This window comes from Vibrio sp. EJY3, from assembly GCF_000241385.1.
In the GTDB taxonomy this organism is placed as follows: Bacteria; Pseudomonadota; Gammaproteobacteria; order Enterobacterales; family Vibrionaceae; genus Vibrio; species Vibrio natriegens.
In genome coordinates this window covers 2,427,336-2,450,023 of record NC_016613.1, presented here as the reverse complement: position 1 = coordinate 2,450,023, position 22,688 = coordinate 2,427,336, and the positions used below count along the sequence as shown (strand labels likewise).

Genomic DNA, 22,688 nt, shown 5'->3' with positions numbered 1-22,688 from the left:
TGATGAAAAGAGCTCCTCATTAGGAGCTCTTTTTTTTGCTTTCTCCCCGAACGACACGTTTGTCCGGATCGGCAAGTTCACTACCACAGTGCTTGCAATAGATAGCATCTGGATCATGGCCTGCTTGCGAACAGTTTGGGCATTTGACCAATTCTTTATGTGATTGAATTTCCTGGTGCAACTCTGCGGTAAAGATACCTGTTGGCACGGCGATTATCGAATAACCCAGCAACATCGTTATTGAAGCCAGTGCTTTTCCTAGGTTGGTTTGGGGAACCAAATCACCGTACCCAACCGTGGTAATGGTCACGATGGCCCAGTAAATGCTTTTTGGGATACTGGTAAATCCATTCTCTGGCCCCTCAACGATATATATCAGTGACCCAAATATGGTTACTAGAATGGCAACTGCACTGAAAAATATGAAGATTTTCCTGCGAGCCATGAGCAATGACCGAAGAAGGACATTAGAGTCTTGAAGATAGCGTACTAACTTTAAAATTCGGAAAATACGCAACACACGCAGTGCTCTAATCACGCCCATAAATGACGCTGATGGGAAGAATAGCACTAAGTAGGTTGGCAGAATCGCCAGTAAATCAACAATCCCGTAGAAGCTTTTTGCATAAGCGGCGGGTTTAGGTGAGCAATATAGGCGAAGAAGGTACTCGATGGTAAACAGGCCGGTAAAGGTGTACTCCAGGTACTTTAGCTCCTTTGCCCATTCAGCTTGCACCGCAGGAATAGAGTCGAGGACCAGCACAGCCAGTGAGCTTAATATCGCAATAATTAATACGATATCAAACGTTCGACCAGCCTTGGTATGCGTGCCAAAAATGGTAACGTAGAGTGTATTTTTCAGAGAGTGAGTCTTCATGACAAAGCGATCCATGGTTGAATCGCTCTATCATACAAGCTTATGGAATATCAGGCTAATCCGGGAAATAGGTTACGTAGCCCGTTAGCGATGAACTCAATGCCGAGTGCACCAAGGATCAGGCCCATAATACGGGTGATTACGTTGATCCCTGTTTGGCCTAAAAAGCGAACGATCAATGGAGCGGAGCGGAACAGCAACCATGAGCAAAAACAGAACACCCCAATAGTAATACTAATGCCTACCGTATCTAGCATACTTGGGTAGCGAGCTCCGTAAACAATAGTCGAGCTGATTGCACCCGGTCCCGCCATTAGAGGCATTGCTAAAGGAACAACCCCGATCTGTTCACGACTGACGTATTCAGATTTCTCTTGTTTATTTTGTTTATCCTCACCCAACTTACCACTCATCATTGAGAATGCGATGCTTAGCAGCAGCAATCCGCCAGCAACTCGAAATGAATCCAGAGAAATGCTGAACATGTCCAGCAGGAGCTGACCTGCGAGTAGCGAGATACAAAGGATTATTGCAACGGCAATGTTTGCGGTTGTGGCTGTTTTACTCTTTTCTTCAGGTGTCATGTGGCCTGTCAGAGAGACGAACACTGGCATGATACCAACTGGGTTAACGGCAGCAACCAGACCTAAAAAAAACTGTAAGAAAATAGCGAGCTCAAAAGTTTGCATAGTGCATTCTCATAAACATTCACATAAGTGAAAAATGGAGAGAGTAGGTTATCTAAATCGTTTGAAGTTAAAGACACTCTATTCAGACGATATGACGTTGGACGCTAAATGTAAGTGAAAACACCACCCAGTAGAAATGAAAAAAACTAACGTATTTCCCATACTATTTGTGAGAAAAACTAATTTTTTAAAAATCTGTATCTAATCTGCAAATCAAATGTTGCATGGAGTGCTATTGTTTAACAGTTGTGTTTTACACAAACATTCACAATGGTGCACTTTTGATTAAAAACAAAGGGTGATTGCAGAGGGGTGAGGTAATTCTATATACTATTAGTAGCACATTAAATTAGGCGTACATGTAATTTTTATGTCTAAAAATGAAACTTTTTTACAGTCTGGTGTAGTTAATTTAATTTTTTTGTCTGTTTGCTGCTTTTTTGTTCTATGGTTTGTAAGGTCTAAAGTTGTTTATTATCAGTTGGTTATAATTATACCTGTCGCTTATACTACACTTTGGTGGTATTTCGAGGATGAGAACTGATCCAAGTCAATTATTTTCATGCTTTGAAACATTATACTCAGCCATGAAAGCAATTTACTAAGTCGTTTGTTTGTTAAGTGGCTGATAAGCAGCAAAAAGAGATAAGCAATAGCCTTACTAAAAAGTTTTTAATATTTGTTAATTTTAGGAGAATCCCTATGCCTGTAACTAATATGGCTGAACTAGATGCAATGGTTGCCCGCGTTAAGAAAGCGCAAGAAGAGTTCTCTACTTACTCTCAAGAGCAAGTAGACAAAATCTTCCGTGCCGCTTCTCTTGCCGCTAACCAAGCTCGTATCCCTCTAGCGCAGCAAGCGGTTGAAGAATCTGGTATGGGTATTGTTGAAGATAAAGTAATCAAGAACCACTTCGCTTCTGAGTTTATCTACAACAAATACAAAGACGAACAGACTTGTGGCATCCTGGAAGAGGATGACAACCTGGGTACGATGACTATCGCTGAGCCTGTAGGCATCATCTGCGGTATCGTACCAACCACTAACCCAACTTCAACTGCGATCTTCAAATCTCTAATCTCTCTGAAGACTCGTAACGGTATCATCTTCTCGCCACACCCACGTGCGAAAAACTCTACTAACGATGCAGCGAAACTTGTTCTGGATGCAGCAGTAGCAGCGGGCGCACCAAAAGACATCATCGGTTGGATTGACCAACCTTCAGTTGAGCTTTCAAACGCTCTAATGAAACACGATGACATCGCACTTATCCTTGCAACTGGTGGTCCAGGTATGGTGAAAGCCGCTTACTCTTCTGGTAAGCCAGCAATCGGTGTAGGTGCAGGTAACGTTCCAGTTGTTATCGATGAAACGGCTGACATCAAACGTGCAGTGGCTTCTATCCTAATGTCTAAAACATTCGATAACGGCGTAGTGTGTGCTTCTGAGCAGGCTGCAATCGTGGTTGACGAAGTATACGACGAAGTGAAAGAGCGTTTCGCAACGCACAAAGCTTACGTACTAAGCAAAGCTGAAGCAGAGAAAGTTCGTAAAGTTCTTCTTATCGACGGCGCACTAAACGCGAAAATCGTTGGCCAACCAGCAGCGGCTATCGCTGAAATGGCAGGCGTTAAAGTGCCTGCGGACACTAAAGTGCTTGTTGGTGAAGGTCTGGGTAAAGTTTCTTACGACGACGCATTCGCTCACGAGAAACTGTCTCCAACGCTAGGTCTATTCCGTGCTGACAACTTCGAAGACGCGGTTGCTCAAGCGGTAACAATGGTTGAAATCGGCGGTATCGGCCACACTTCTGGTCTGTACACTAACCAAGACGTTAACGCAGACCGTATCCGTTACTTCGGTGACAAGATGAAGACGGCTCGTATCCTAATCAACATCCCGACTACTCACGGTGGTATCGGTGACTTGTACAACTTCAACGTTGCTCCTTCTCTAACGCTAGGTTGTGGTTCATGGGGTGGTAACTCTATCTCTGAGAACGTAGGTCCTAAACACCTAATCAACAAGAAAACTGTTGCGAAGCGAGCTGAAAACATGTTGTGGCATAAACTACCTAAGTCAATCTACTTCCGTCGCGGTAGCCTTCCAATCGCGCTTGGCGACCTAGAAGGTAAGAAACGCGCATTCCTGGTAACTGACCGTTTCCTATTCAACAACGGTTACGCAGATGACGTAGTGAAACTACTGAAAGCACAAGGCATGGAAGTTCAAACGTTCTTCGACGTTGAAGCTGACCCAACGCTATCTGTAGTAGAGAAAGGTGCTGCTCAAATGGCGAGCTACCAACCAGACGTGATCCTAGCGCTAGGCGGTGGTTCACCAATGGATGCTGCGAAAATCATGTGGGTAATGTACGAGCACCCAGAAACGCACTTCGAAGAACTTGCAATGCGCTTTATGGACATCCGTAAACGTATCTACAAGTTCCCTAAAATGGGTCAAAAAGCTGAGCTTGTATGTATCACTACAACTTCAGGTACGGGTTCAGAAGTTACTCCATTCGCGGTTGTTACTGACGACAAGACTGGTGCTAAATACCCACTAGCGGACTACGAGCTAACCCCTAACATGGCTATCGTTGATGCGAACCTTGTTATGAACATGCCTAAGTCTCTAACTGCATTCGGTGGTTACGATGCAGTAACTCACGCACTAGAAGCTTACGTATCTGTTCTAGCGAACGAATACTCTGACGGTCAGGCTCTACAAGCACTTAAGATGCTAAAAGAGTACCTACCATCAAGCTACGCGAACGGTGCAAACGACCCAATCGCTCGTGAGAAAGTACACAACGCAGCTACTATCGCTGGTGTGGCATTTGCGAACGCATTCCTAGGTGTTTGTCACTCAATGGCGCACAAACTGGGTGCTGAGTTCCACGTACCACACGGTTTGGCTAACGCACTGCTTATCTCTAACGTTGTACGTTACAACGCGAACGATAACCCAACTAAGCAAACTGCGTTCTCTCAATACGACCGTCCACAAGCACGTCGTCGTTACGCTGAAGTTGCTGACCACCTAGGCCTAAGCCAGGCTGGTGACCGCACTGCTCAGAAGATTGAACGTCTACTGGCATGGATGGATGAGCTAAAAGCTAACCTAGACATCCCAATGTCTATTCAAGCGGCTGGTGTTGCTGAAGCTGACTTCTTCGCGAAACTGGATGAGCTAGCGGTTGAAGCGTTCGATGACCAATGTACTGGTGCGAACCCTCGCTACCCACTAATCAGCGAGTTGAAAGAAGTTCTGACTGCTTCTTACTACGGTAAAGCTTTCGTTGAAGGTGAAACTTTCGAAGGTACTACTGTAATCAAGAAAAAAGCAGACCAAGAAGCAGCGAAACCTGCTCCTAAAGCTAAAAAAGAAAAAGCAGACGCGTAAGTAAGCGTTGTTTTGAACAAGGTTTTCGCTAGCACGAAACCTTAATCGGGAAAAGTTAAAAGCCCCAGTCAAATGACTGGGGCTTTTTTTATCTTCTTTGTTCAACCTTCAAGCGCATTCCCGTATTGATGACGAATCAAACAGATACCATTTTTTAGACTTCGGTAGATACGACTCTACCGCTAAAGTACTCATTCGCGACTATGTACTCAGTATTACGTACGAGCTCGTCCTGGATTTCCGCCCAATGGATCGCGTCTAAATCTTCTTTGGTATGAGAGACCGATGGGATTACACCGCCGACCCTGATATTGAAAGGAGTCAGCTCTTTTGCCCAGCTATGAGTGAACCCAGATACCAACGCCGCCAAACTTTCTACGCCAGTCAGATCTTCGTGGTTATCATGCGAAATCACATTAACGATAACGCCTTTCTTATTCCGGCTACGGAAACGATCTGCGGCAACCTGCCCATAGGTATAAAGAAAACGAGCGGCAGAAGAAAGATGGTCGATATATATACTCATTGGTTCTGGCGCCATTAAGCTCGGCATTGGGGAGCTGGTCCAGCAATTGACCACCACATCTGGTGTTGCGCTAAGTTCGGATTCTATTTGGTCAAATAACAAGTTGATCGAAGTTGTGTCGTCACTGCATACGTGCATGGCGAAAACCTTATTGGTAAACGCGCTAATTTGCTCGTAACTTTCCTTAAGCGAGTCGGCATTTTGATCACATAGAATCAACGTAGCGCCGAGATGGGCAAAGTGGCTAGAGCATGTTCTGCCAATGACTGAACCTGCTGATGTGACGAGTATAATTGATTCTTTGATATCCATATAACACCTATACAGCTCCGTATAAACCAGTGGTTTGTGCTATCAGCATGGATTAATTTCAAACGGCTCAGTGTGAAAAGCTTCAAACTAACGCTTTTGGGGGAAGACTATTGTGTGGGAATTAGTAAGTCGTCACATTTCGTATGTGTTACAAGTGTAATCAGGTAGTGAAAAGTTGAATACTAAGCCCGAGTTTGAATTTGGTATTGGCGCTGAGCGGTAACCAGTTGGTTATATAGCCCGGCATCAGCAATAAGAGTCTGATTTCTCGTACCTAAACGACGTCGTTCATGGCCTGATAGGTTATGGTAGACCTCTTCTGGAAGGTTAAACGTGTCTTGGGGCATATAAGTTAGCGCATCTGGCTTGAGGTAATGACTAAGCTTTGCGGAAGGTAAGCCTGCATTATGAAATTGTTTCGCTTGTTCTGCAGCGAGTTCATAACTGCTGCTGTCTGAACGCAAATTTTGTGGTTGAGAAAGGCCAAATTGCTGACGTAGAACTTCGTCACTTGCCTTTACTTCGCTGACTTCTTCTACAGGAACCACATCGCGTATATCGTTCGAAAACATAGATAGAATCAAAGCAAAATCGGCACGACGACCTTCGTGTACGGCACTATTAATACCATAACCGAATTGAAGTTCGTTGATAATTGCTGCTTTGTCTAAAGTATGAATTTGCATGATGCTCCTCGTCAGATGCTTTTATAGCGGCATGAAAGAGAAGAACTTTAGAAAAAAGAAGGCACTAAGAGGGTATTGAAGGGGGCTGTAATAAAAAAGCCCGCTGTATTAGCGAGCTTTTGAATAAGACTAAATTAAACTAGGGGGAAGTAAATTACTTCGCTAGGTTCTCTGCTACGAAATCCCAGTTTACAAGAGCCCAGAAGCCGTTCATGTAATCAGGACGTACGTTGCGGTAATCGATGTAGTACGCGTGTTCCCATAGGTCAACAGTTAGAAGTGGAGTTACACCTTCTTCTGTTAGAGGAGTTGCTGCGTTAGAAGTGTTAACGATGTCTAGAGAACCGTCAGCCTTCTTAACTAGCCAAGTCCATGAAGAACCGAAGTTGTTGATTGCTGCATCAGTGAACTTCGCTTTGAATTCTTCGAAAGAACCGAATGCTGCGTTGATTGCATCAGCAACTGCGCCAGTTGGCTCGCCGCCCGCGTTTGGAGCTAGACAGTGCCAGTAGAACGTGTGGTTCCAGATTTGAGCAGCGTTGTTGAATACGCCACCAGTAGAAGTCTTGATGATCTCTTCTAGAGTTTTGCCTTCGAACTCAGTACCAGGAATAAGACCGTTTAGCTTAACTACGTAAGTGTTGTGGTGCTTACCGTGGTGGTAATCTAGAGTCTCTGCTGAGATGTGTGGTTCTAGTGCGTCTTTCGCGTAAGGAAGAGCTGGTAGTTCAAATGCCATTACTCGATTCTCCATTGATATGAAAGGGTAACCTTTCGATTGCTTCCAGTGTTTTTATTCGTTCTGAGTCGATACGACTGACTTGCTAGGTATTTTAGCAAGTTTTTACTTTATTAAAACCCCGATATGAAAATATTTTAAGATGTTAGCTGTGACGAAGTGATGAATCTTGCGTCATCAAACAAGCTTAGTTTAAACCATACCAATTATATGGTTTTTATTCTGCCGTTATTGAGTAGAATGTGGCAGATAAACAAAGTTAAAACCTATGAATGAGGAAGCGATGGAAACTATCGACAAAATCAAACAGCAGATTTCAGAAAACTCTATCCTGCTGTACATGAAAGGATCACCGAAACTGCCAAGCTGTGGTTTCTCTTCTCAAGCGTCACAAGCACTAATGGCATGTGGTGAGAAGTTCGCTTACGTAGACATTCTACAAAACCCAGACATCCGTGCTGAGTTACCAAAATACGCGCAATGGCCAACGTTCCCACAACTGTGGATTGAAGGTGAGCTAATTGGTGGTTGTGACATCATCCTGGAAATGTTCCAGAAAGGTGAACTTCAGCCGCTGATCAAAGAAGCTGCAGCACGCGCTGAAGGTGAAGCTGAGTAATTCGTAAATACTCACATTTAGCGATAGAATACGAGGGAGCCGCACTGGCTCCTTTTTTCTTTTTTAAGGTAGTGGAATGAACATAAAGCTTTACTACGTGCATGATCCTATGTGCAGTTGGTGTTGGGGATACAAACCAACCATCGATAAACTGAAGCAGCAACTGCCGGGTGTGATTCAATTTGAGTATGTGGTGGGTGGGCTTGCACCAGATACAAATTTACCAATGCCACCAGAGATGCAACAAAAGCTCGAAGGGATTTGGCAGCAGATTGAGCGTCAGTTAGGAACTAAGTTCAACTACGACTTTTGGAAATTGTGTACGCCAGTAAGAAGTACTTACCAGTCTTGCCGAGCTGTGATTGCTGCGGGTTTTCAGGACAGCTATGGACAGATGTTGGAAGCGATTCAGCATGCTTATTATCTGCGAGCGTTACCACCTCATGAAGAAGCGACGCATTTACAGCTAGCAAAAGAGATTGGCTTGAATGTCCAGCAGTTCAAAAACGATATGGATGGCACCCTTTTAGAGGGCGTATTCCAAGACCAACTGAGTTTAGCCAGAAGCCTTGGGGTGAACTCTTATCCGAGTTTGGTTCTGCAAATCAATGATGCTTATTTCCCTATCGAAGTGGATTACCTATCGACCGAAACAACGTTGAAGGTAATTCGTGAGCGCATCATCGAGAATATGCCTGCTGAATAATGTAATCGCTTAAACAACAAAAAACCGCTCAATGAGCGGTTTTTTCGTAACTAGGGTATCACTTCTTCTTTCGAAGCACGGATACTAAAGCACCATTGCAGCAATCCAGCCGAAGATGATCAGTGGGATGTTGTAGTGGATAAATGTCGGTACTACGGTTTCCCAAATGTGCTCATGTTGACCATCGGCATTCAGACCCGATGTTGGACCTAATGTTGAGTCAGATGCTGGAGAACCTGCGTCACCGAGTGCTGCTGCGGTACCAACTAGCGCAATTGTTGCCATCGGTGAGAAGCCAAACGCTAATGAAAGAGGTACATAAATGGTCGCAATAATTGGGATCGTTGAGAACGATGAGCCAATACCCATAGTTACCAGCAAGCCCACAACCAACATCAGCAATGCAGCCAGTGGTTTGTTATCGCCGATACTTGTAGAAAGCGATTGAACCAAGGTTTCTACGCCACCAGTTTGCTTCATTACTGCGGCAAAACCTGCTGCAGCGATCATGATAAAGCCAATCATAGCCATCATGTGAACGCCTTTAGTGAATACGTCGTGCGTTTCTTTCCACGCAATCACGCCACCAAAGGTAAAGACCATGAAACCAGCCAGTGCACCAATGATCATTGAGCCCGTGTATAGCTGAACACTCAACGCAGCAACAATGCCGATCGCAGCGACAAGGATGTGTTGCTTATTGATCACATGATTTGTTTCATGGACAACGGTCAACTCGGTTTCTTCATAGATACGAGGCTTACGGTAGCTGACAAAAATCGCGATCAATAAGCCAAAAATCATACCTGCACCAGGAAGCAACATCGCCGTTGGAACTTGGCTTGCCACAACGTTTTCTAGGCCGTTGTCATGTAAGTTCTTTAATAGGATGTTGTTTAAGAAGATGCCACCAAAACCTACAGGTAATACCATGTATGGCGTGATTAGGCCAAAAGTCAGAACACAGGCAATCAGACGGCGATCCAATTTAAGCTTCGCAAATACGCCCAAAAGAGGTGGAATCAAAATTGGAATAAAGGCGATATGGACAGGAATCACGTTCTGAGAAGACATGGTAACTAAGATCAATGCTACCAATACCGCGTATTTTAAACCGGTCGTTGATGCAGAACTTTCTTTACCATTGATGCGTTTAATCACATCTTTAGCTAACAGATCAGTAATACCAGACTTAGAGATTGCAACGGCAAATGTACCGAGCATCGCGTAGCTTAAAGCAATAGTTGCACCGCCACCGAGACCGCTTTCAAAAGCAGCAACGGTATCGCCTAGGCTCATGCCAGCGACAAGACCACCGACAATGGCACTGAACGTGAGGGCGACCACCACGTTTACCCGCATCAACGCTAACACGAGCATGACGCAAACAGAAATAACGACAGGATTCATACTTTTTCCAATATATTGTGTTTACTTATTATTTTCGTCAACAAGCGGCCAACCACCCAGGGCCTTCCATTTGTTAACAATGCCACAGAATAACTCTGCAGTTTTTTGTGTATCGTAAAGTGCCGAATGCGCTTCACGATTGTCGAATTCCATACCCGCCGTTTTACATGCTTTAGCAAGAACGGTTTGGCCGTAAGCAAGACCACTTAGTGCAGCTGTGTCAAAAGTGGCAAACGGATGGAAAGGGACTCGTTTTAGTTTGCAACGTTCGTTCGCTGCGTTAACAAAACCTAGGTCGAAAGCGGCATTATGCGCAACCATGATCGCTCGTGAACAGTCTGCGGCTTTTTGCTCTTTACGGATGAGCTTATAAATTTCTTTTAGTGCTTCTTGTTCAGAAACCGCGCCACGTAGTGGGCTAAAAGGGTCACGAATGCCATTGAATTCTAACGCTTCTTTCACCAAGTTAGCGCCTTCAAACGGCTCAACATGAAAATGAATGGTAGAGGCTGGATGCAGGACACCGTCTTCATCCATGCGAAGGGTAACGGCACATATTTCTAAAAGTGCATCAGTTTGAGCATTGAAACCCGCGGTCTCAACGTCAACTACCACAGGGAAATAACCACGAAAACGCTTTTTCAGGGTTAGAGCTTCATTTTCTATTGTCATGTTGGCTTATTTTTGTGTGACGAGGGCGGCATTATTACAGATTCTTACGATGAGAAAAACCGCAATATCAGATAAAAATACAATTCTGCTTTTTAGATAGTCAATCCGTCACAGTGGTACGAAATCCGCAGGTAACAACCACTGAAGCGCTGCTTTTATTTTTGTCGACACCCATTAACCTGACCGCAAATATTGATTGCTAGCAGGTATAAAACAGGGTTGGTTTAGTTATTGGCGGGGTTATTGCATTAGAAGTAGTTGTTTTTGAATTGATGCAGATTGGCGGCAAAAGACTGCCATTTAAGAGAATGATCGCAGATGAATAAATGGCTGATAACCAGCGGTGTTATGTTTTCATTGTTTAGCGCTAGCAGTCACGCAGAGTTGAGCAAGCGCTATGTCGCAACGCCGCAGCAGTCTCAATGGGAGATGATTGTTAACACACCACTCGAATGTCAACTTGTACATCCCATCCCAAGTTTCGGTGACGCGGTATTTTCGTCACATGCGAGTAAAAAGATCAATTTAGACTTCGAGTTAAAGATGCGTCGCCCAATGGGGGAGACTCGTAGTGTGAGCCTGATATCGATGCCTCCACCATGGCGTCCGGGTGAGCATGCGGATCGCATTACTAACCTAAAATTCTTCAAGCAGTTTGACGGCTACGTGGGTGGTCAAACCGCGTGGGGTATTTTGTCTGAGTTAGAGAAAGGCCGTTATCCAACCTTTAGTTATCAGGACTGGCAAAGTGGTGACCAAAGAATCGAAGTCGCACTGTCATCGGTGTTGTTTCAAAGTAAATACGACGCCTTCAGCGATTGTATTGCCAATTTATTGAAGTACAGTTTTGAAGATATTGCGTTTACGATTTTGCATTACCAGCGTCTGGGCGATCAACTGACCAAAGCATCTAAAAAGCGATTGTCGCAAATAGCGGATTATGTCCGCCATAATCAAGACATCGATTTAGTGCTGGTCGCCACTTATACCGACTCGACCGATGGCAAAAGTGCCAGCCAGGATTTATCGGAAAGACGTGCAGAATCGCTACGAAACTATTTCAAATCCTTAGGTCTACCAGAAGATCGTATTCAGGTGCAAGGCTATGGTAAGCGTCGACCAATTGCTGACAATAACTCGCCAATTGGTAAAGATAAAAACCGCCGCGTTGTGATTTCTTTGGGGCGAACACAAGTCTAGTGTTCGCGTCACTTTAGATTGCTGATGGTGAGAGTGATTTGATAGAACCTGTATTAAAACGGACTTGAGCCGTTTCCTCTAGTTCAGGCGAAACTTGGCAATGATTTCACAGTTAGTGGCGGTGTCGATTTTTTCAACTTGTTTAGCAATCACAGGGTTAGGATGACGTTTCATAAAATCAATCAGTGCTTTTGTGCAGCAACCAATGGATTCCATAAAGCTTGCACAGTCCTTATTTGGGCATTGAGGAATGAGAGTCAGGACTCTTTCAGACGCCAGTTGAAGGTATCGGAGCTCATATTCTGTGTCACCTGCCCAGCGCCAGAATTGTGCTAGGTTATGACAGGAAATAACTGAGATTAACAGGCGTTCGTCAGCTTCAATCTCCACACATTCACTGATGTCTTCACTTAACCTAAGCGCCTGTTGATAATGAAGAATACTACGTATAGGGTCATCTAATTGAAGGGCGGTATCGGCCAGAAGTGTGTGTTTTTCCCATTCACTGATCATTATCGTTATCCCACATATCGAAGTTGGACTTAAATCTAAACGATAACCATTATCAAGTAAAGTATTTTGTTTACAAATAAAAAGGCAGGTCTCACACCTGCCTTTCGTTCATGCTTTTAACAACCGTTCACTAGAGAAGTATTAGCCTTCTAAGCCTGCCGTTGCTTGTTTGTTTTGGATCAGCTCGATCATGTAGCCATCTGGATCTTTTACGAAAGCGATGTGAGTCGTACCACCTTTAACCGGACCTGGTTCACGCGTTACATTACCGCCAACCGCTTTGATAGCGTCACAAGTCGTGTAGATGTCATCTACGCCGATTGCGATATGACCATAAGCATTGCCCAGGTCATACTCGGTTGTACCCCAGTTGTAAGTCAGCTCAATAACCGCACCTTCTGACTCATCGCCGAAGCCTAGGAAGGCAAGTGTGTACTCGTACTCTTTGTTTTCATTGGTACGAAGCAGCTTCATACCCATAACGTCAGTGTAAAACTTGATTGATTTGTCTAGATCACCAACGCGTAGCATAGTGTGTAGAATTCGACCGTTTGACATTTTTAACTCCTAGCTTTCATTTTCAAATAGCATTAACTATCTGGATATACTTTCTCTTTATATTCGCACAAATCTTCAATGATGCAGCTACCGCAGCGTGGTTTTCTCGCCAAACAAGTATAGCGTCCATGAAGAATGAGCCAGTGGTGAACATCGAGTTTAAACTCTTTAGGTACCACTTTTAATAGTTTGTGCTCGACATCATCGACCGTTTTGCCCATCGCAAATTTCGTGCGATTAGAGACACGATAAATATGCGTATCGACGGCAATGGTGGGCCAGCCAAAAGCGGTGTTGAGCACAACGTTTGCCGTTTTTCTCCCAACGCCAGGCAGGGCTTCAAGTGCGGCACGATCTTCCGGAACTTCACCGTTGTGCTTTTCCAGCAAGATCTTACAGGTTTTGATGGTGTTTTCTGCCTTCGAATTAAACAGGCCAATGGTCTTGATGTATTCTTTTAAGCCATCAACACCTAAATCAAACATGCTCTGTGGCGTATTTGCTACAGGGAAGAGCTTGTCAGTGGCTTTGTTTACGCTCACATCCGTCGCTTGTGCTGAGAGCAATACAGCGATAAGCAGTTCAAAGGGAGAGTTCCAGTTTAGCTCGGTCTGAGGGTTTGGGTTGTTTTCCCTTAATCGTTCTAAAATTTCAATTCTTTTGACTTTGTTCATTGCGGATTTCCAGTACCGTCTTGGCGGATTAAAAAGGCCCTACGAATGGTAGAGCCTAATTTTTTATTCTGCGTACTAAGCGTTGGTGACGCGGGCACGTTCAATGGTCGGTTTTTCTTCTTTTGGTTGTCGTGCCTGAATCGAGTTATCGATAATATTTTTTAAAGCGATCAGCAAGCCAACACCAATGAAAGCGCCTGGCGGTAGCAGAGCCAGAAGGAAGCTGCTATCAAAGTGGAACACTTCAATTCTAAGTGACGCTGCCCAATCGCCTAGTAGTAAATCTGCACCGTCGAATAACGTGCCGTTACCAATGAGCTCACGCATTGCACCTAGTACAACTAGTACACTGGTCATGCCCAGCCCCATCCATAAACCGTCTAACGCTGAAGGCAGTACATCGTTTTTAGACGCATAGGCTTCTGCGCGGCCGATAATAATACAGTTGGTTACGATCAGCGGGATAAAGATACCGAGTGAAAGATACAAACCGTATGCGTAAGCATTCATTAACAGCTGTACACAGGTAACCAGTGAAGCAATTATCATGACGAAGACCGGAATACGGACCTCTTTTGGCACGTAGTTACGGATAAGAGAGACCGTCACGTTTGAGCCGACCAGCACCAATAGCGTAGCAATGCCAAGGCCAAGTGCGTTTGTGATCGTAGATGACACAGCCAGCAGAGGACAAAGACCAAGCAATTGAACTAATGCCGGGTTGTTGCTCCACATGCCGTTTTTCATCAGCAGTTTGTTTTCACTCATTGGTTGCCTCCTGCGCAGTCTAGGGGCTGACTAAGAATCTCGTCACGGGTGTTATTGACATAGTTTACGGTGTTTCTCACCACTTTGACCACTGCTCTTGGCGTAATTGTCGCGCCAGTAAACTGATCAAAATCACCGCCGTCTTTACGAACTCGCCAAGAGTTCCAGTTTGCTTCTGTGACTTCTTTTCCGGTAAAACTCAGGATCCAATCTGATACACGAAGGTCGATTTTATCGCCTAACCCCGGTGTTTCTTTTTGGCTGAGGACGCGAGTTCCCAGAATTTTCCCTTCGCTATCAATACCTGTGATGACTTTTATCTCACCGTTGTAACCGTCTGGGGCGATAGACTCAATCGCGATCGCGGTTGGTTCGCCATCTTTCGTCGCAATATAAGCTGGCATCGCATATGCTCCTAGCTCCGGTGAGCTGACCATAGTGCACGCCTGCGTTAACGCGTTGTCATGCATGGTCTCAGGAATGACCTGATTAAGCACCGACAACAACTGTTTGCGTTCTTGTTGTTTGATTTGATCTTCGGTTAAGTACTGAGTCAATGCCACTAGACCAGTTGTGGCACAAGCAAAGATAGCGAGTGTCAGACCATTTTTTCTAATTGCGGTTAACATGTTTACCTCAGTGACCGTAAGTTCTAGGTTTGGTGTAGTAGTCAATCAGTGGCACGCACATATTGGCTAGCAGTACGGCGAATGCAACGCCATCAGGGAATCCACCCCAACTGCGAATGATAAAGACGAGTGCACCAATTAAAGCGCCAAAGATTAGGCGACCTTTTACCGTAGTTGAAGCAGAGACTGGATCCGTAGCGATAAAGAAAGCACCCAGCATGGTCGCGCCCGATAGCAAGTGGAAGATCGGGGACGCTGTTTCTCCCGGAGTGATTAGCGAGAATACCAGACTAAACAACGTCAGACTCGCTAAGAAGCCCACCGGAATGTACCATTGGATGAGACGCTTTTTAATCATCACCAGTCCGCCAATGAAGTAAGCAATATTAACCCATTGCCAACCAACACCCGCTAAACCAGAAAAAATAGGCTGTGACAGGATTTCACCTGGAGTTGCACCAGTATGCAGCCCTGTTTTAAAAGCATCGAGTGGTGTTGCCATTGTCACGCCATCTACGCCTGCACGAACTTGCTGAAGTGATAGGCCATCACCATCAAACCCAGTAAAAATCAGTGACAGGACGTCGGCAAAATTCACGTGATCCGGAATCAGAGATGTCGGAACACTCCAGCTCGTCATTTGAACAGGGAAGGAGATAAGCAGCACAACATAAGCCACCATCGCAGGGTTAAACAGATTCTGCCCAAGGCCACCATAAAGATGTTTGGCTATGACAATCGCAAACACTAAGCCGATCACAGTCAGCCACCAAGGAGACCAAGGCGGAATAGCAACAGCCAGCAGCCAAGCGGTAACGATGGCACTGTTATCTCGAAGAGCTCGAACTGGAGAGCGCTTGCGAGCGATCATCACTAATGCTTCCAGAGATATCGCAACAGCAATGGCAAACATAAGCTGGATCAGTGTTCCCCAGCCAAAAAAGTAAGTTTGAGCCGCTAAACCAGGGATCGCACACAGTGCCACCCATTTCATCAAATCAGGCGTGCTACGACGACTGTGGGTATGCGGTGAGCTGGCTATAAAAAACGACATTACTCGTTCTCCTCGGTATTATTTTTATCTGCTTCTTGCTGAGCTTTACGTGCTTTCGCGCGGGCAATGGCAGCAGCGACAGCGGCTTTCTTCGGATCGTCGGTTTGTTCGGCCGGCGCTTCATCTTCAGCAGGTTTTGTTTCTGATTCTTGCTGAGCTTTACGAGCTTTCGCACGAGCAATGGCAGCGGCGACAGCGGCTTTCTTCGGATCGTCGGTTTGTTCAGCCGACGCTTCATCTTCAGCAGGTTTTGCTTCTGATTCTTGCTGAGCTTTACGAGCTTTGGCACGAGCAATGGCAGCAGCTACGGCGGCTTTCTTCGGATCGTCGGTTTGTTCGGCCGGCGCTTCATCTTCAGCAGGTTTTGATTCTGATTCTTGCCCAGCTTTACGAGCTTTCGCACGAGCAATGGCAGCAGCGACAGCGGCTTTCTTCGGATCGTCGGTTTGTTCAGCCGACGCTTCATCTTCAGCAGGTTTTGATTCTGCTTCTTGTCCTGCCTTGCGTGCTTTAGCACGAGCTATAGCCGCAGCAACCGCTGCTTTTTTATCTTCCGGTTCAGCAGAGGTGCTGGTGTCTTCTTGCTGTGCCTTTTTAGCTTTGGTGCGAGCAATAGCAGCGGCCACGGCTGACTTTTTATCATCAGTGTCGTTTGAACCTTCACTTTGCTCTTTTTCTGCTTTGCGTTCTCTAGCCAGACGCTTGCGCTCTTCACGCAGCTTGGCCATCTCGGTGTTATCCGGTTCTGCAGCGCCTGCTTCCGCGGCAGCGGCTTGTTTGGCTTTTGCTTTCGCTATCGCAGCAGCCACCGCTGGTTTCACGGCAGGTTCTGCTTTTTCTTCTGCATTAGCTTTTTGAGCTTTCACACGCGCAATCGCAGCGGCTATCGCATCGTCGCCACCTTTAGACTTCATATCTTTGCGGCGTTCATCAGCTGCTTTCTTAAAGCGGTTTTCTCGCTCTTCTTTTTCGCGTTCCATACGCGCTTTTTTCTCTTCAAAGCGTTGTTTTGCTCGCTCAGCAGCTTCTGCTTCTTGCGCTCGGGTGCGAATTTCGGCTTTTGCCTGGCGATAGTATTGCACCAGTGGAATTTCACTTGGGCAAACAAATGCACACGCACCACACTCAATACAGTCTTTGAGGTTTAACTCTTCAAGCTTTTCATATTCTTCTGCTTTGGAATGCCAAAGTAGTTGCTGAGGAAGCAGTGACGCCGGGCATGCTTCAGCACATTGACCACAGCGGATACATTCCATTTCGTATTGACTGGCTGAGATCTCAAAGCGAGTTGGCGCAAGAATACAGTTGGCCGTCTTGGTAATCGGAACATGGGAGTGGGGCAGTGTGAACCCCATCATTGGGCCGCCCATGATCAAACGTTGGAGCTTTTTATCGGCCTTGTAGCCAAATTCATCAAGCAACGCTTGAACAGGGGTTCCCAAAAGAGCCCAAACGTTACGTGGCGTCTTAAAGGTTTTACCTGTCAGAGTGACAACGCGTTCAATCATTGGCTCGCCATCAATGACGGCACGTTTGATTGAATACAAAGAACCTACGTTTTGAACCAGAATGCCGATATCAGCAGGGATCGCACCGCTCGGTACTTCTTTGTTGGTCAGAATTTTGATCAGTTGCTTTTCGCCACCTGAAGGGTATTTCGTTGGAATGACGCGGATAACTATATCTTTGTTTAAAGCTGCATTCTCCAGTGCTTTGATCGCATCTGGCTTGTTATCTTCAATACCAATGATCGTCAGTTTTGGTTTTAGGATATGTTCGACAATCTCAATGCCCTGAATCAGTTCATCGGCATGTTCCTGAATCAGTTTGTCGTCGGCTGTAATATATGGCTCACATTCCGCTGCGTTGACAATCAGGATTTCCGTTCGAGCAACACCAGATTGGATCTTCTTCGCAGTTGGGAAGCCTGCGCCACCCATACCCGAAATACCCGCAAGACGGATAACGTCGATTAGCGCATCTGCAGATTCTTGTGTGTAATCGACAACAGGGGTTTTCTTACACCACGTATCGTTACCGTCAGGCGTGATAACTGCGCACAGTTCACTTAGCCCTGATGGGTGAGCGACCGTTCTTGGCTCGATCGCGGTGATTTTACCTGATGTTGGCGCATGAACAGGTACCGTAAAACCGGTTTCGGATTGTGTTAAAGGCTGGCCTTTTAGTACATTGTCACCTGCGGCAACAAGTAGGTTACCTGCTTTACCAATATGCTGTTTCAATGGCAGAACGATCTCTGCCGGAATTGCTGCGCGTAGTAATTCTGCTTTATTGGATTGTTTTTTATTTTCTGCCGGATGCACACCGCCTGGGAAATCCCAAAGCGACCCAGTACGAATTTGTTCAATCAAAGACAACATACGAAACCTTAATTAATTGAATCTTTCACGTTCGCTGCATCTTTGGCAGCATCCGTAATATCCACAACTGGAATGGTATTAAGTTTCCACTTCCAGCTGTCTGTGGTGGTTGCCACAGGAATCATTTCAATACAGTCAGTCGGACATGGCGCTACGCACAAGTCACAACCAGTACATTCTTCTTTGATAACGGTATGAAGTGCCTTGGTGCCACCAACAATGGCATCGACAGGACAAGCCTGAATGCATTTGGTACAACCAATGCACATGTCTTCATGAATGAACGCGACCGTAGGAACTTTATTATCAAGATCGTGTGCCGACTCTTCTGGCTCTACGCCCATGAGATCGGCTAGCTTTTCTATCGTTGCTTGACCGCCAGGAGGACATTTGTTGATATGGTCACCATTGGCAATCGCCTCTGCATAAGGGCGACAGCCTGGATAGCCACATTGGCCACACTGGGTTTGAGGCAAAATAGCATCGATCTGATCGACGATAGGGTCCGCCTCAACTTTGAAGCGAATAGAAGCAAATCCGAGGATGGCTCCAAAAATCGCAGCAAGCACAGCGAGTGCGATGATCGCAATTAGAATCGTACTCATCGTTTACTTCACCAAACCAGTAAAGCCCATAAAGGCAAGCGACATCAAACCAGCAGTGATCATAGCGATAGAGGCCCCTTTAAAAGGAAGCGGTACATCTGCGGCAGCAATTCGCTCACGCATAGAGGCAAATAGAATTAATACCATAGAAAAACCAACTGCTGCACCAAAGCCATAAATGATAGATTCGATGAAGTTATGGTTCTCATTGATATTGAGCAGCGCAACACCAAGTACCGCACAGTTAGTGGTAATGAGCGGTAAGAAGATGCCGAGTAGGCGATAGAGTGTCGGGCTGGTTTTGTGCACAACCATCTCTGTGAACTGAACCACAACAGCGATAACCAAGATGAAACTCATGGTTCTTAGATATTCGATACCTAATGGGCGAAGGATGTAGCTTTCTACTAAATATGAACACACCGACGCGAGCGTTAGCACGAAAGTGGTTGCTAAGCCCATACCTATTGCTGTTTCCAGTTTTTTGGACACGCCCATAAATGGACAGAGGCCCAAAAATTTTACCAGTACAAAGTTGTTTACCAGCACAGTGCCGACTAACAACAAAACATATTCGGTCATAGTTTTTACGTTCTTAAAATCCGATCCCAATATTATCGTGTTTTGTGACACCAATAACAACCAGTGAACGATGTGGTTTTATATACACGGTGGAAAAATAGCCGTCTATGTGATTCAGATAGATGAATTTTTATCGAAATAAGAGATTTGGTGAATGATTTGTAAGACAAAAGAGGAGAAGAGGATTGTTGCTTATGCTGATTTTGACGCATTTTGTCGGAAAGTGACTCGGGTGGCGAGATGGCCCAAAACTTCGGCCTGAGACATTTACTTGGAACAAATCATTCGCAGCTTGGAAACGAAAAAGCCGCGTCTTACGACACGGCTTTTTCTGAAATTTGGCTCCCCCTGCGGGACTCGAACCTGCGACATACGGATTAACAGTCCGCCGTTCTACCAACTGAACTAAGGGGGAATTGCTTTGCTTGAAAGCGGGGCAAATCTTACCGACCCCAAAATCCACTGTCAACAGGAATAAAATACATTTTTTTGAAAAAATATCACGGTTGGCTCTTTACTTTTTTGTATGGCTTACCAGTAAAGGGCTAGGGTTACTTATCCACTAAATTTGTGGATAAGTGTGTTGATGAAATCTGAGTAAAGTTAATTGATATGCAACACGGTTTATTTTTTCTGCATTTGTAAGCAGGATTATGCACTAATTAGGCAAATAATACAGAGGTTTATTGGTAATCGAGTAGAAATAGTCAAAGTGGATAAAAATTAGACTTTAGGGGATAAGCTTACTTTGTACTGCTTTTTGGGGAAAAGTTGTGGAAATATGATAAATGATATTTGAGAATAATCATTGACTAGGGCGACGTACTATATCAGAGCATCTCAGGTAAGGCTATAGCGAGTTGTACAAAGGCACAAATTTAATAGTAATGGTCGATAATACTCCGACAGGCATAGATTTCATTGACTAAGGTGTATATATAGTGTGTATATATACAGTTAGTCCGTAGTAGAGTTAAGGAACGGTATGAGCAAAGTTTATGAGCTGGTCTCTAGTTATCAGCCATCAGGAGATCAACCCGATGCAATTAAGCAATTACTTGATGGGTTAGACTCGGGTTTAGCACATCAGACACTGTTAGGTGTGACAGGTTCAGGTAAGACATTCACATTAGCGAATGTGATCGCTCAAGCGCAACGTCCTGCAATTTTGCTCGCACCTAACAAAACACTGGCCGCGCAGCTTTATGGAGAGATGAAGTCATTTTTCCCGAATAATGCGGTTGAGTATTTCGTTTCTTACTACGATTACTACCAGCCAGAAGCTTATGTGCCAACCACCGATACGTTTATCGAAAAAGACGCTTCTGTTAACGCTCACATTGAACAGATGCGATTATCCGCGACCAAAGCGTTATTAGAGCGTAAAGATGCCATTATCGTCGCGTCGGTCTCTGCCATTTACGGTTTGGGTGATCCTGAGTCTTATCTGCAAATGATGTTGCATTTACGTCGTGGCGATGTAATCGACCAACGTGACATGCTTCGTCGCTTGGCTGAGCTGCAATACTCACGTAACGATGTAGCCTTTGAGCGAGGCCAGTTTCGCGTTCGTGGTGAAGTGATTGATATCTTTCCTGCTGAATCCGATCAAGATGCAGTTCGAGTTGAAATGTTTGATGACGAAGTCGACTGCATCAGCGTGTTTGACCCGCTTACCGGAGTCGTGAAACAGCGCGATTTACCGCGTTATACCATCTATCCGAAAACGCATTACGTTACGCCTCGCGATCGCGTCCTGGAAGCGATTGAAAATATCAAAGTGGAACTTGAAGTACGTAAAAAGCAGTTACTGGACAACAATAAGCTGTTGGAAGAACAACGTATCAGTCAGCGCACACAGTTCGATATCGAGATGATGAACGAGCTTGGATTCTGCTCGGGAATCGAAAACTACTCTCGTTACCTCAGTGGTCGTGCTGAGGGAGAGCCGCCACCGACACTTTTTGATTATCTACCACATGATGGTTTATTGATTATTGATGAGTCACACGTAACCGTCCCACAAATTGGCGCCATGTATAAAGGTGACCGTTCTCGTAAAGAAACGCTGGTGGAATTCGGGTTTCGTTTACCTTCAGCACTGGATAACCGCCCGCTTAAATTTGAAGAGTTTGAATCGCTTGCGCCGCAGACTATTTTTGTGTCTGCAACACCGGGCAATTATGAACTTGAAAAGTCAGATGGCGATATTGCTGATCAAGTTGTTCGCCCTACGGGATTACTTGATCCTATACTGGAAGTTCGTCCTGTCGCAACACAGGTCGATGATCTGCTTTCCGAGATTCGTATTCGTGCGGTGAAAGATGAACGAGTCCTCGTTACAACGTTAACCAAACGTATGGCAGAAGATTTGACCGAATACCTGCATGAACACGATGTTCGCGTACGTTATCTTCACTCCGATATTGATACCGTAGAGCGTGTCGAGATTATTCGAGATCTTCGACTAGGCGAATTTGACGTGCTTGTCGGTATCAACTTATTACGAGAAGGTTTGGATATGCCGGAAGTGTCGCTGGTGGCGATATTGGATGCTGATAAAGAGGGCTTCTTGCGCTCGGAACGCTCACTGATCCAGACCATTGGCCGTGCTGCTCGAAACATAGAAGGTAAGGCCATTTTGTATGCCGACTCCATCACCAAGTCGATGAAGAAAGCGATGGATGAAACCAACCGTCGTCGTGAGAAGCAGCAAGCGTACAATGAAGAAATGGGGATTGTACCGCAGGCATTGACGCGTAATATCAAAGACATCATGGAGCTAGGTGATATCACTAAGTCCAAACGTCAGCGCACTGGCAAACAGGTTCCATTATCCAAAGTCGCAGAGCCGTCTCAGTCTTATGAAGTCATGTCGCCACAACAGTTGGAAAAAGAAATCAGCAGACTGGAAGCAGCGATGTACCAGCATGCTCAAGACCTTGAGTTTGAGCTGGCGGCTGAAAAACGTGATGAGATTGAAAAACTGCGTGCTCAGTTTATCGCTAATAGCTGAGCTTAACGCTAACAACTGACTAACCTGATACGGCAGGCAAAAAAGAAGCCAATAGGCAGTCGTTTCT

21 protein-coding genes and 1 tRNA gene are annotated in these 22,688 nt (G+C 45.2%); 5 read left to right on the top strand and 17 right to left on the bottom strand.

The annotated features are described in order from the left end of the window. Positions 1–19: 19 nt before the first annotated feature. Together VEJY3_RS11055 and VEJY3_RS11050 are read right to left on the bottom strand one after the other, a co-directional pair. Entirely contained in the window at positions 20–892 is an 873-nt protein-coding gene (locus VEJY3_RS11055) for an ion transporter (protein WP_020334532.1), read from the bottom strand. 35 nt (positions 893–927) lie between these two features. Beyond that, complete coding sequence (locus tag VEJY3_RS11050) at positions 928–1,566, bottom strand: YchE family NAAT transporter (RefSeq protein ID WP_014232555.1); 639 nt, start codon at positions 1,564–1,566, stop codon at positions 928–930. A gap of 702 nt (positions 1,567–2,268) precedes the next feature. Here VEJY3_RS11050 and adhE point away from each other — a divergent pair. Then, positions 2,269–4,971, top strand: a complete 2,703-nt coding sequence (adhE, locus tag VEJY3_RS11045; RefSeq protein ID WP_014232554.1) for a bifunctional acetaldehyde-CoA/alcohol dehydrogenase — start codon at positions 2,269–2,271, stop codon at positions 4,969–4,971. Positions 4,972–5,125: 154 nt separating this feature from the next. Here adhE and VEJY3_RS11040 read toward each other — a convergent pair whose 3' ends face one another. The 3 genes from VEJY3_RS11040 to sodB form a co-directional block, all read right to left on the bottom strand. Further along, on the bottom strand, positions 5,126–5,809 hold the full coding sequence (locus tag VEJY3_RS11040; RefSeq protein ID WP_014232553.1) for an SDR family oxidoreductase: 684 nt from the start codon (positions 5,807–5,809) through the stop codon (positions 5,126–5,128). Between the two features lie 182 nt (positions 5,810–5,991). Next, entirely contained in the window at positions 5,992–6,495 is a 504-nt protein-coding gene (locus VEJY3_RS11035; protein ID WP_014232552.1) for a VC2046/SO_2500 family protein, read from the bottom strand. 154 nt (positions 6,496–6,649) lie between these two features. Beyond that, entirely contained in the window at positions 6,650–7,234 is a 585-nt protein-coding gene (sodB, locus tag VEJY3_RS11030; RefSeq protein ID WP_014232551.1) for a superoxide dismutase [Fe], read from the bottom strand. Between the two features lie 283 nt (positions 7,235–7,517). Here sodB and VEJY3_RS11025 point away from each other — a divergent pair, with 283 nt between their 5' ends. Further along, positions 7,518–7,853, top strand: a complete 336-nt coding sequence (locus VEJY3_RS11025) for a Grx4 family monothiol glutaredoxin (protein ID WP_014232550.1) — start codon at positions 7,518–7,520, stop codon at positions 7,851–7,853. 76 nt (positions 7,854–7,929) lie between these two features. After that, positions 7,930–8,559, top strand: coding sequence for a DsbA family protein (locus VEJY3_RS11020; protein ID WP_014232549.1), 630 nt, complete (start codon positions 7,930–7,932; stop codon positions 8,557–8,559). Between the two features lie 84 nt (positions 8,560–8,643). Here VEJY3_RS11020 and VEJY3_RS11015 read toward each other — a convergent pair whose 3' ends face one another. Both VEJY3_RS11015 and rnt read right to left on the bottom strand, forming a co-directional pair. Next, entirely contained in the window at positions 8,644–9,969 is a 1,326-nt protein-coding gene (locus VEJY3_RS11015; protein WP_014232548.1) for a Na+/H+ antiporter family protein, read from the bottom strand. Positions 9,970–9,990: 21 nt separating this feature from the next. Next, positions 9,991–10,641, bottom strand: a complete 651-nt coding sequence (gene rnt, locus VEJY3_RS11010) for a ribonuclease T (protein ID WP_014232547.1) — start codon at positions 10,639–10,641, stop codon at positions 9,991–9,993. A gap of 318 nt (positions 10,642–10,959) precedes the next feature. On the opposite strand from rnt, the gene VEJY3_RS11005 reads away from it, so the two are divergent. Beyond that, positions 10,960–11,841, top strand: a complete 882-nt coding sequence (locus VEJY3_RS11005; protein WP_014232546.1) for an OmpA family protein — start codon at positions 10,960–10,962, stop codon at positions 11,839–11,841. A 78-nt stretch (positions 11,842–11,919) separates the two neighbouring features. On the opposite strand, the gene VEJY3_RS11000 is transcribed toward VEJY3_RS11005, so the two are convergent. The 10 genes from VEJY3_RS11000 to VEJY3_RS10955 all read right to left on the bottom strand — a co-directional run bounded on the left by VEJY3_RS11000 (position 11,920) and on the right by VEJY3_RS10955 (position 20,020). Continuing rightward, positions 11,920–12,354, bottom strand: coding sequence for a DUF2753 domain-containing protein (locus VEJY3_RS11000; protein WP_014232545.1), 435 nt, complete (start codon positions 12,352–12,354; stop codon positions 11,920–11,922). A gap of 141 nt (positions 12,355–12,495) precedes the next feature. Beyond that, positions 12,496–12,912 (bottom strand): lactoylglutathione lyase, encoded by a 417-nt coding sequence (gloA, locus tag VEJY3_RS10995; RefSeq protein ID WP_014232544.1) that lies wholly within the window; start codon positions 12,910–12,912, stop codon positions 12,496–12,498. A 32-nt stretch (positions 12,913–12,944) separates the two neighbouring features. Then, positions 12,945–13,586, bottom strand: a complete 642-nt coding sequence (nth, locus tag VEJY3_RS10990) for an endonuclease III (protein ID WP_014232543.1) — start codon at positions 13,584–13,586, stop codon at positions 12,945–12,947. Positions 13,587–13,661: 75 nt separating this feature from the next. After that, positions 13,662–14,354 carry an electron transport complex subunit E gene (locus VEJY3_RS10985; protein WP_014232542.1) on the bottom strand — a complete coding sequence of 231 codons (693 nt, stop codon included), beginning with the start codon at positions 14,352–14,354 and terminating at the stop codon, positions 13,662–13,664. Continuing rightward, positions 14,351–14,983 carry an electron transport complex subunit RsxG gene (gene rsxG / locus VEJY3_RS10980; RefSeq protein WP_014232541.1) on the bottom strand — a complete coding sequence of 211 codons (633 nt, stop codon included), beginning with the start codon at positions 14,981–14,983 and terminating at the stop codon, positions 14,351–14,353. Before rsxG ends, VEJY3_RS10985 begins: the two co-directional genes overlap by 4 nt. Positions 14,984–14,990: 7 nt before the next feature. Next, complete coding sequence (gene rsxD, locus VEJY3_RS10975) at positions 14,991–16,037, bottom strand: electron transport complex subunit RsxD (protein WP_014232540.1); 1,047 nt, start codon at positions 16,035–16,037, stop codon at positions 14,991–14,993. Further along, positions 16,037–18,418: an electron transport complex subunit RsxC gene (gene rsxC / locus VEJY3_RS10970; protein WP_014232539.1), complete on the bottom strand. Its 2,382-nt coding sequence runs from the start codon at positions 18,416–18,418 to the stop codon at positions 16,037–16,039. Before rsxC ends, rsxD begins: the two co-directional genes overlap by 1 nt. 8 nt (positions 18,419–18,426) lie before the next feature. Next, positions 18,427–19,023 carry an electron transport complex subunit RsxB gene (rsxB, locus tag VEJY3_RS10965; RefSeq protein WP_014232538.1) on the bottom strand — a complete coding sequence of 199 codons (597 nt, stop codon included), beginning with the start codon at positions 19,021–19,023 and terminating at the stop codon, positions 18,427–18,429. A 3-nt stretch (positions 19,024–19,026) separates the two neighbouring features. After that, positions 19,027–19,605, bottom strand: coding sequence for an electron transport complex subunit RsxA (gene rsxA / locus VEJY3_RS10960; protein WP_014232537.1), 579 nt, complete (start codon positions 19,603–19,605; stop codon positions 19,027–19,029). A gap of 339 nt (positions 19,606–19,944) precedes the next feature. Beyond that, positions 19,945–20,020: transfer RNA gene (locus tag VEJY3_RS10955), tRNA-Asn, on the bottom strand. Positions 20,021–20,590: 570 nt separating this feature from the next. Between VEJY3_RS10955 and uvrB the strand changes: the two genes are divergently transcribed. Continuing rightward, positions 20,591–22,621: an excinuclease ABC subunit UvrB gene (gene uvrB, locus VEJY3_RS10950; protein WP_014232536.1), complete on the top strand. Its 2,031-nt coding sequence runs from the start codon at positions 20,591–20,593 to the stop codon at positions 22,619–22,621. Positions 22,622–22,688: the final 67 nt, after the last annotated feature.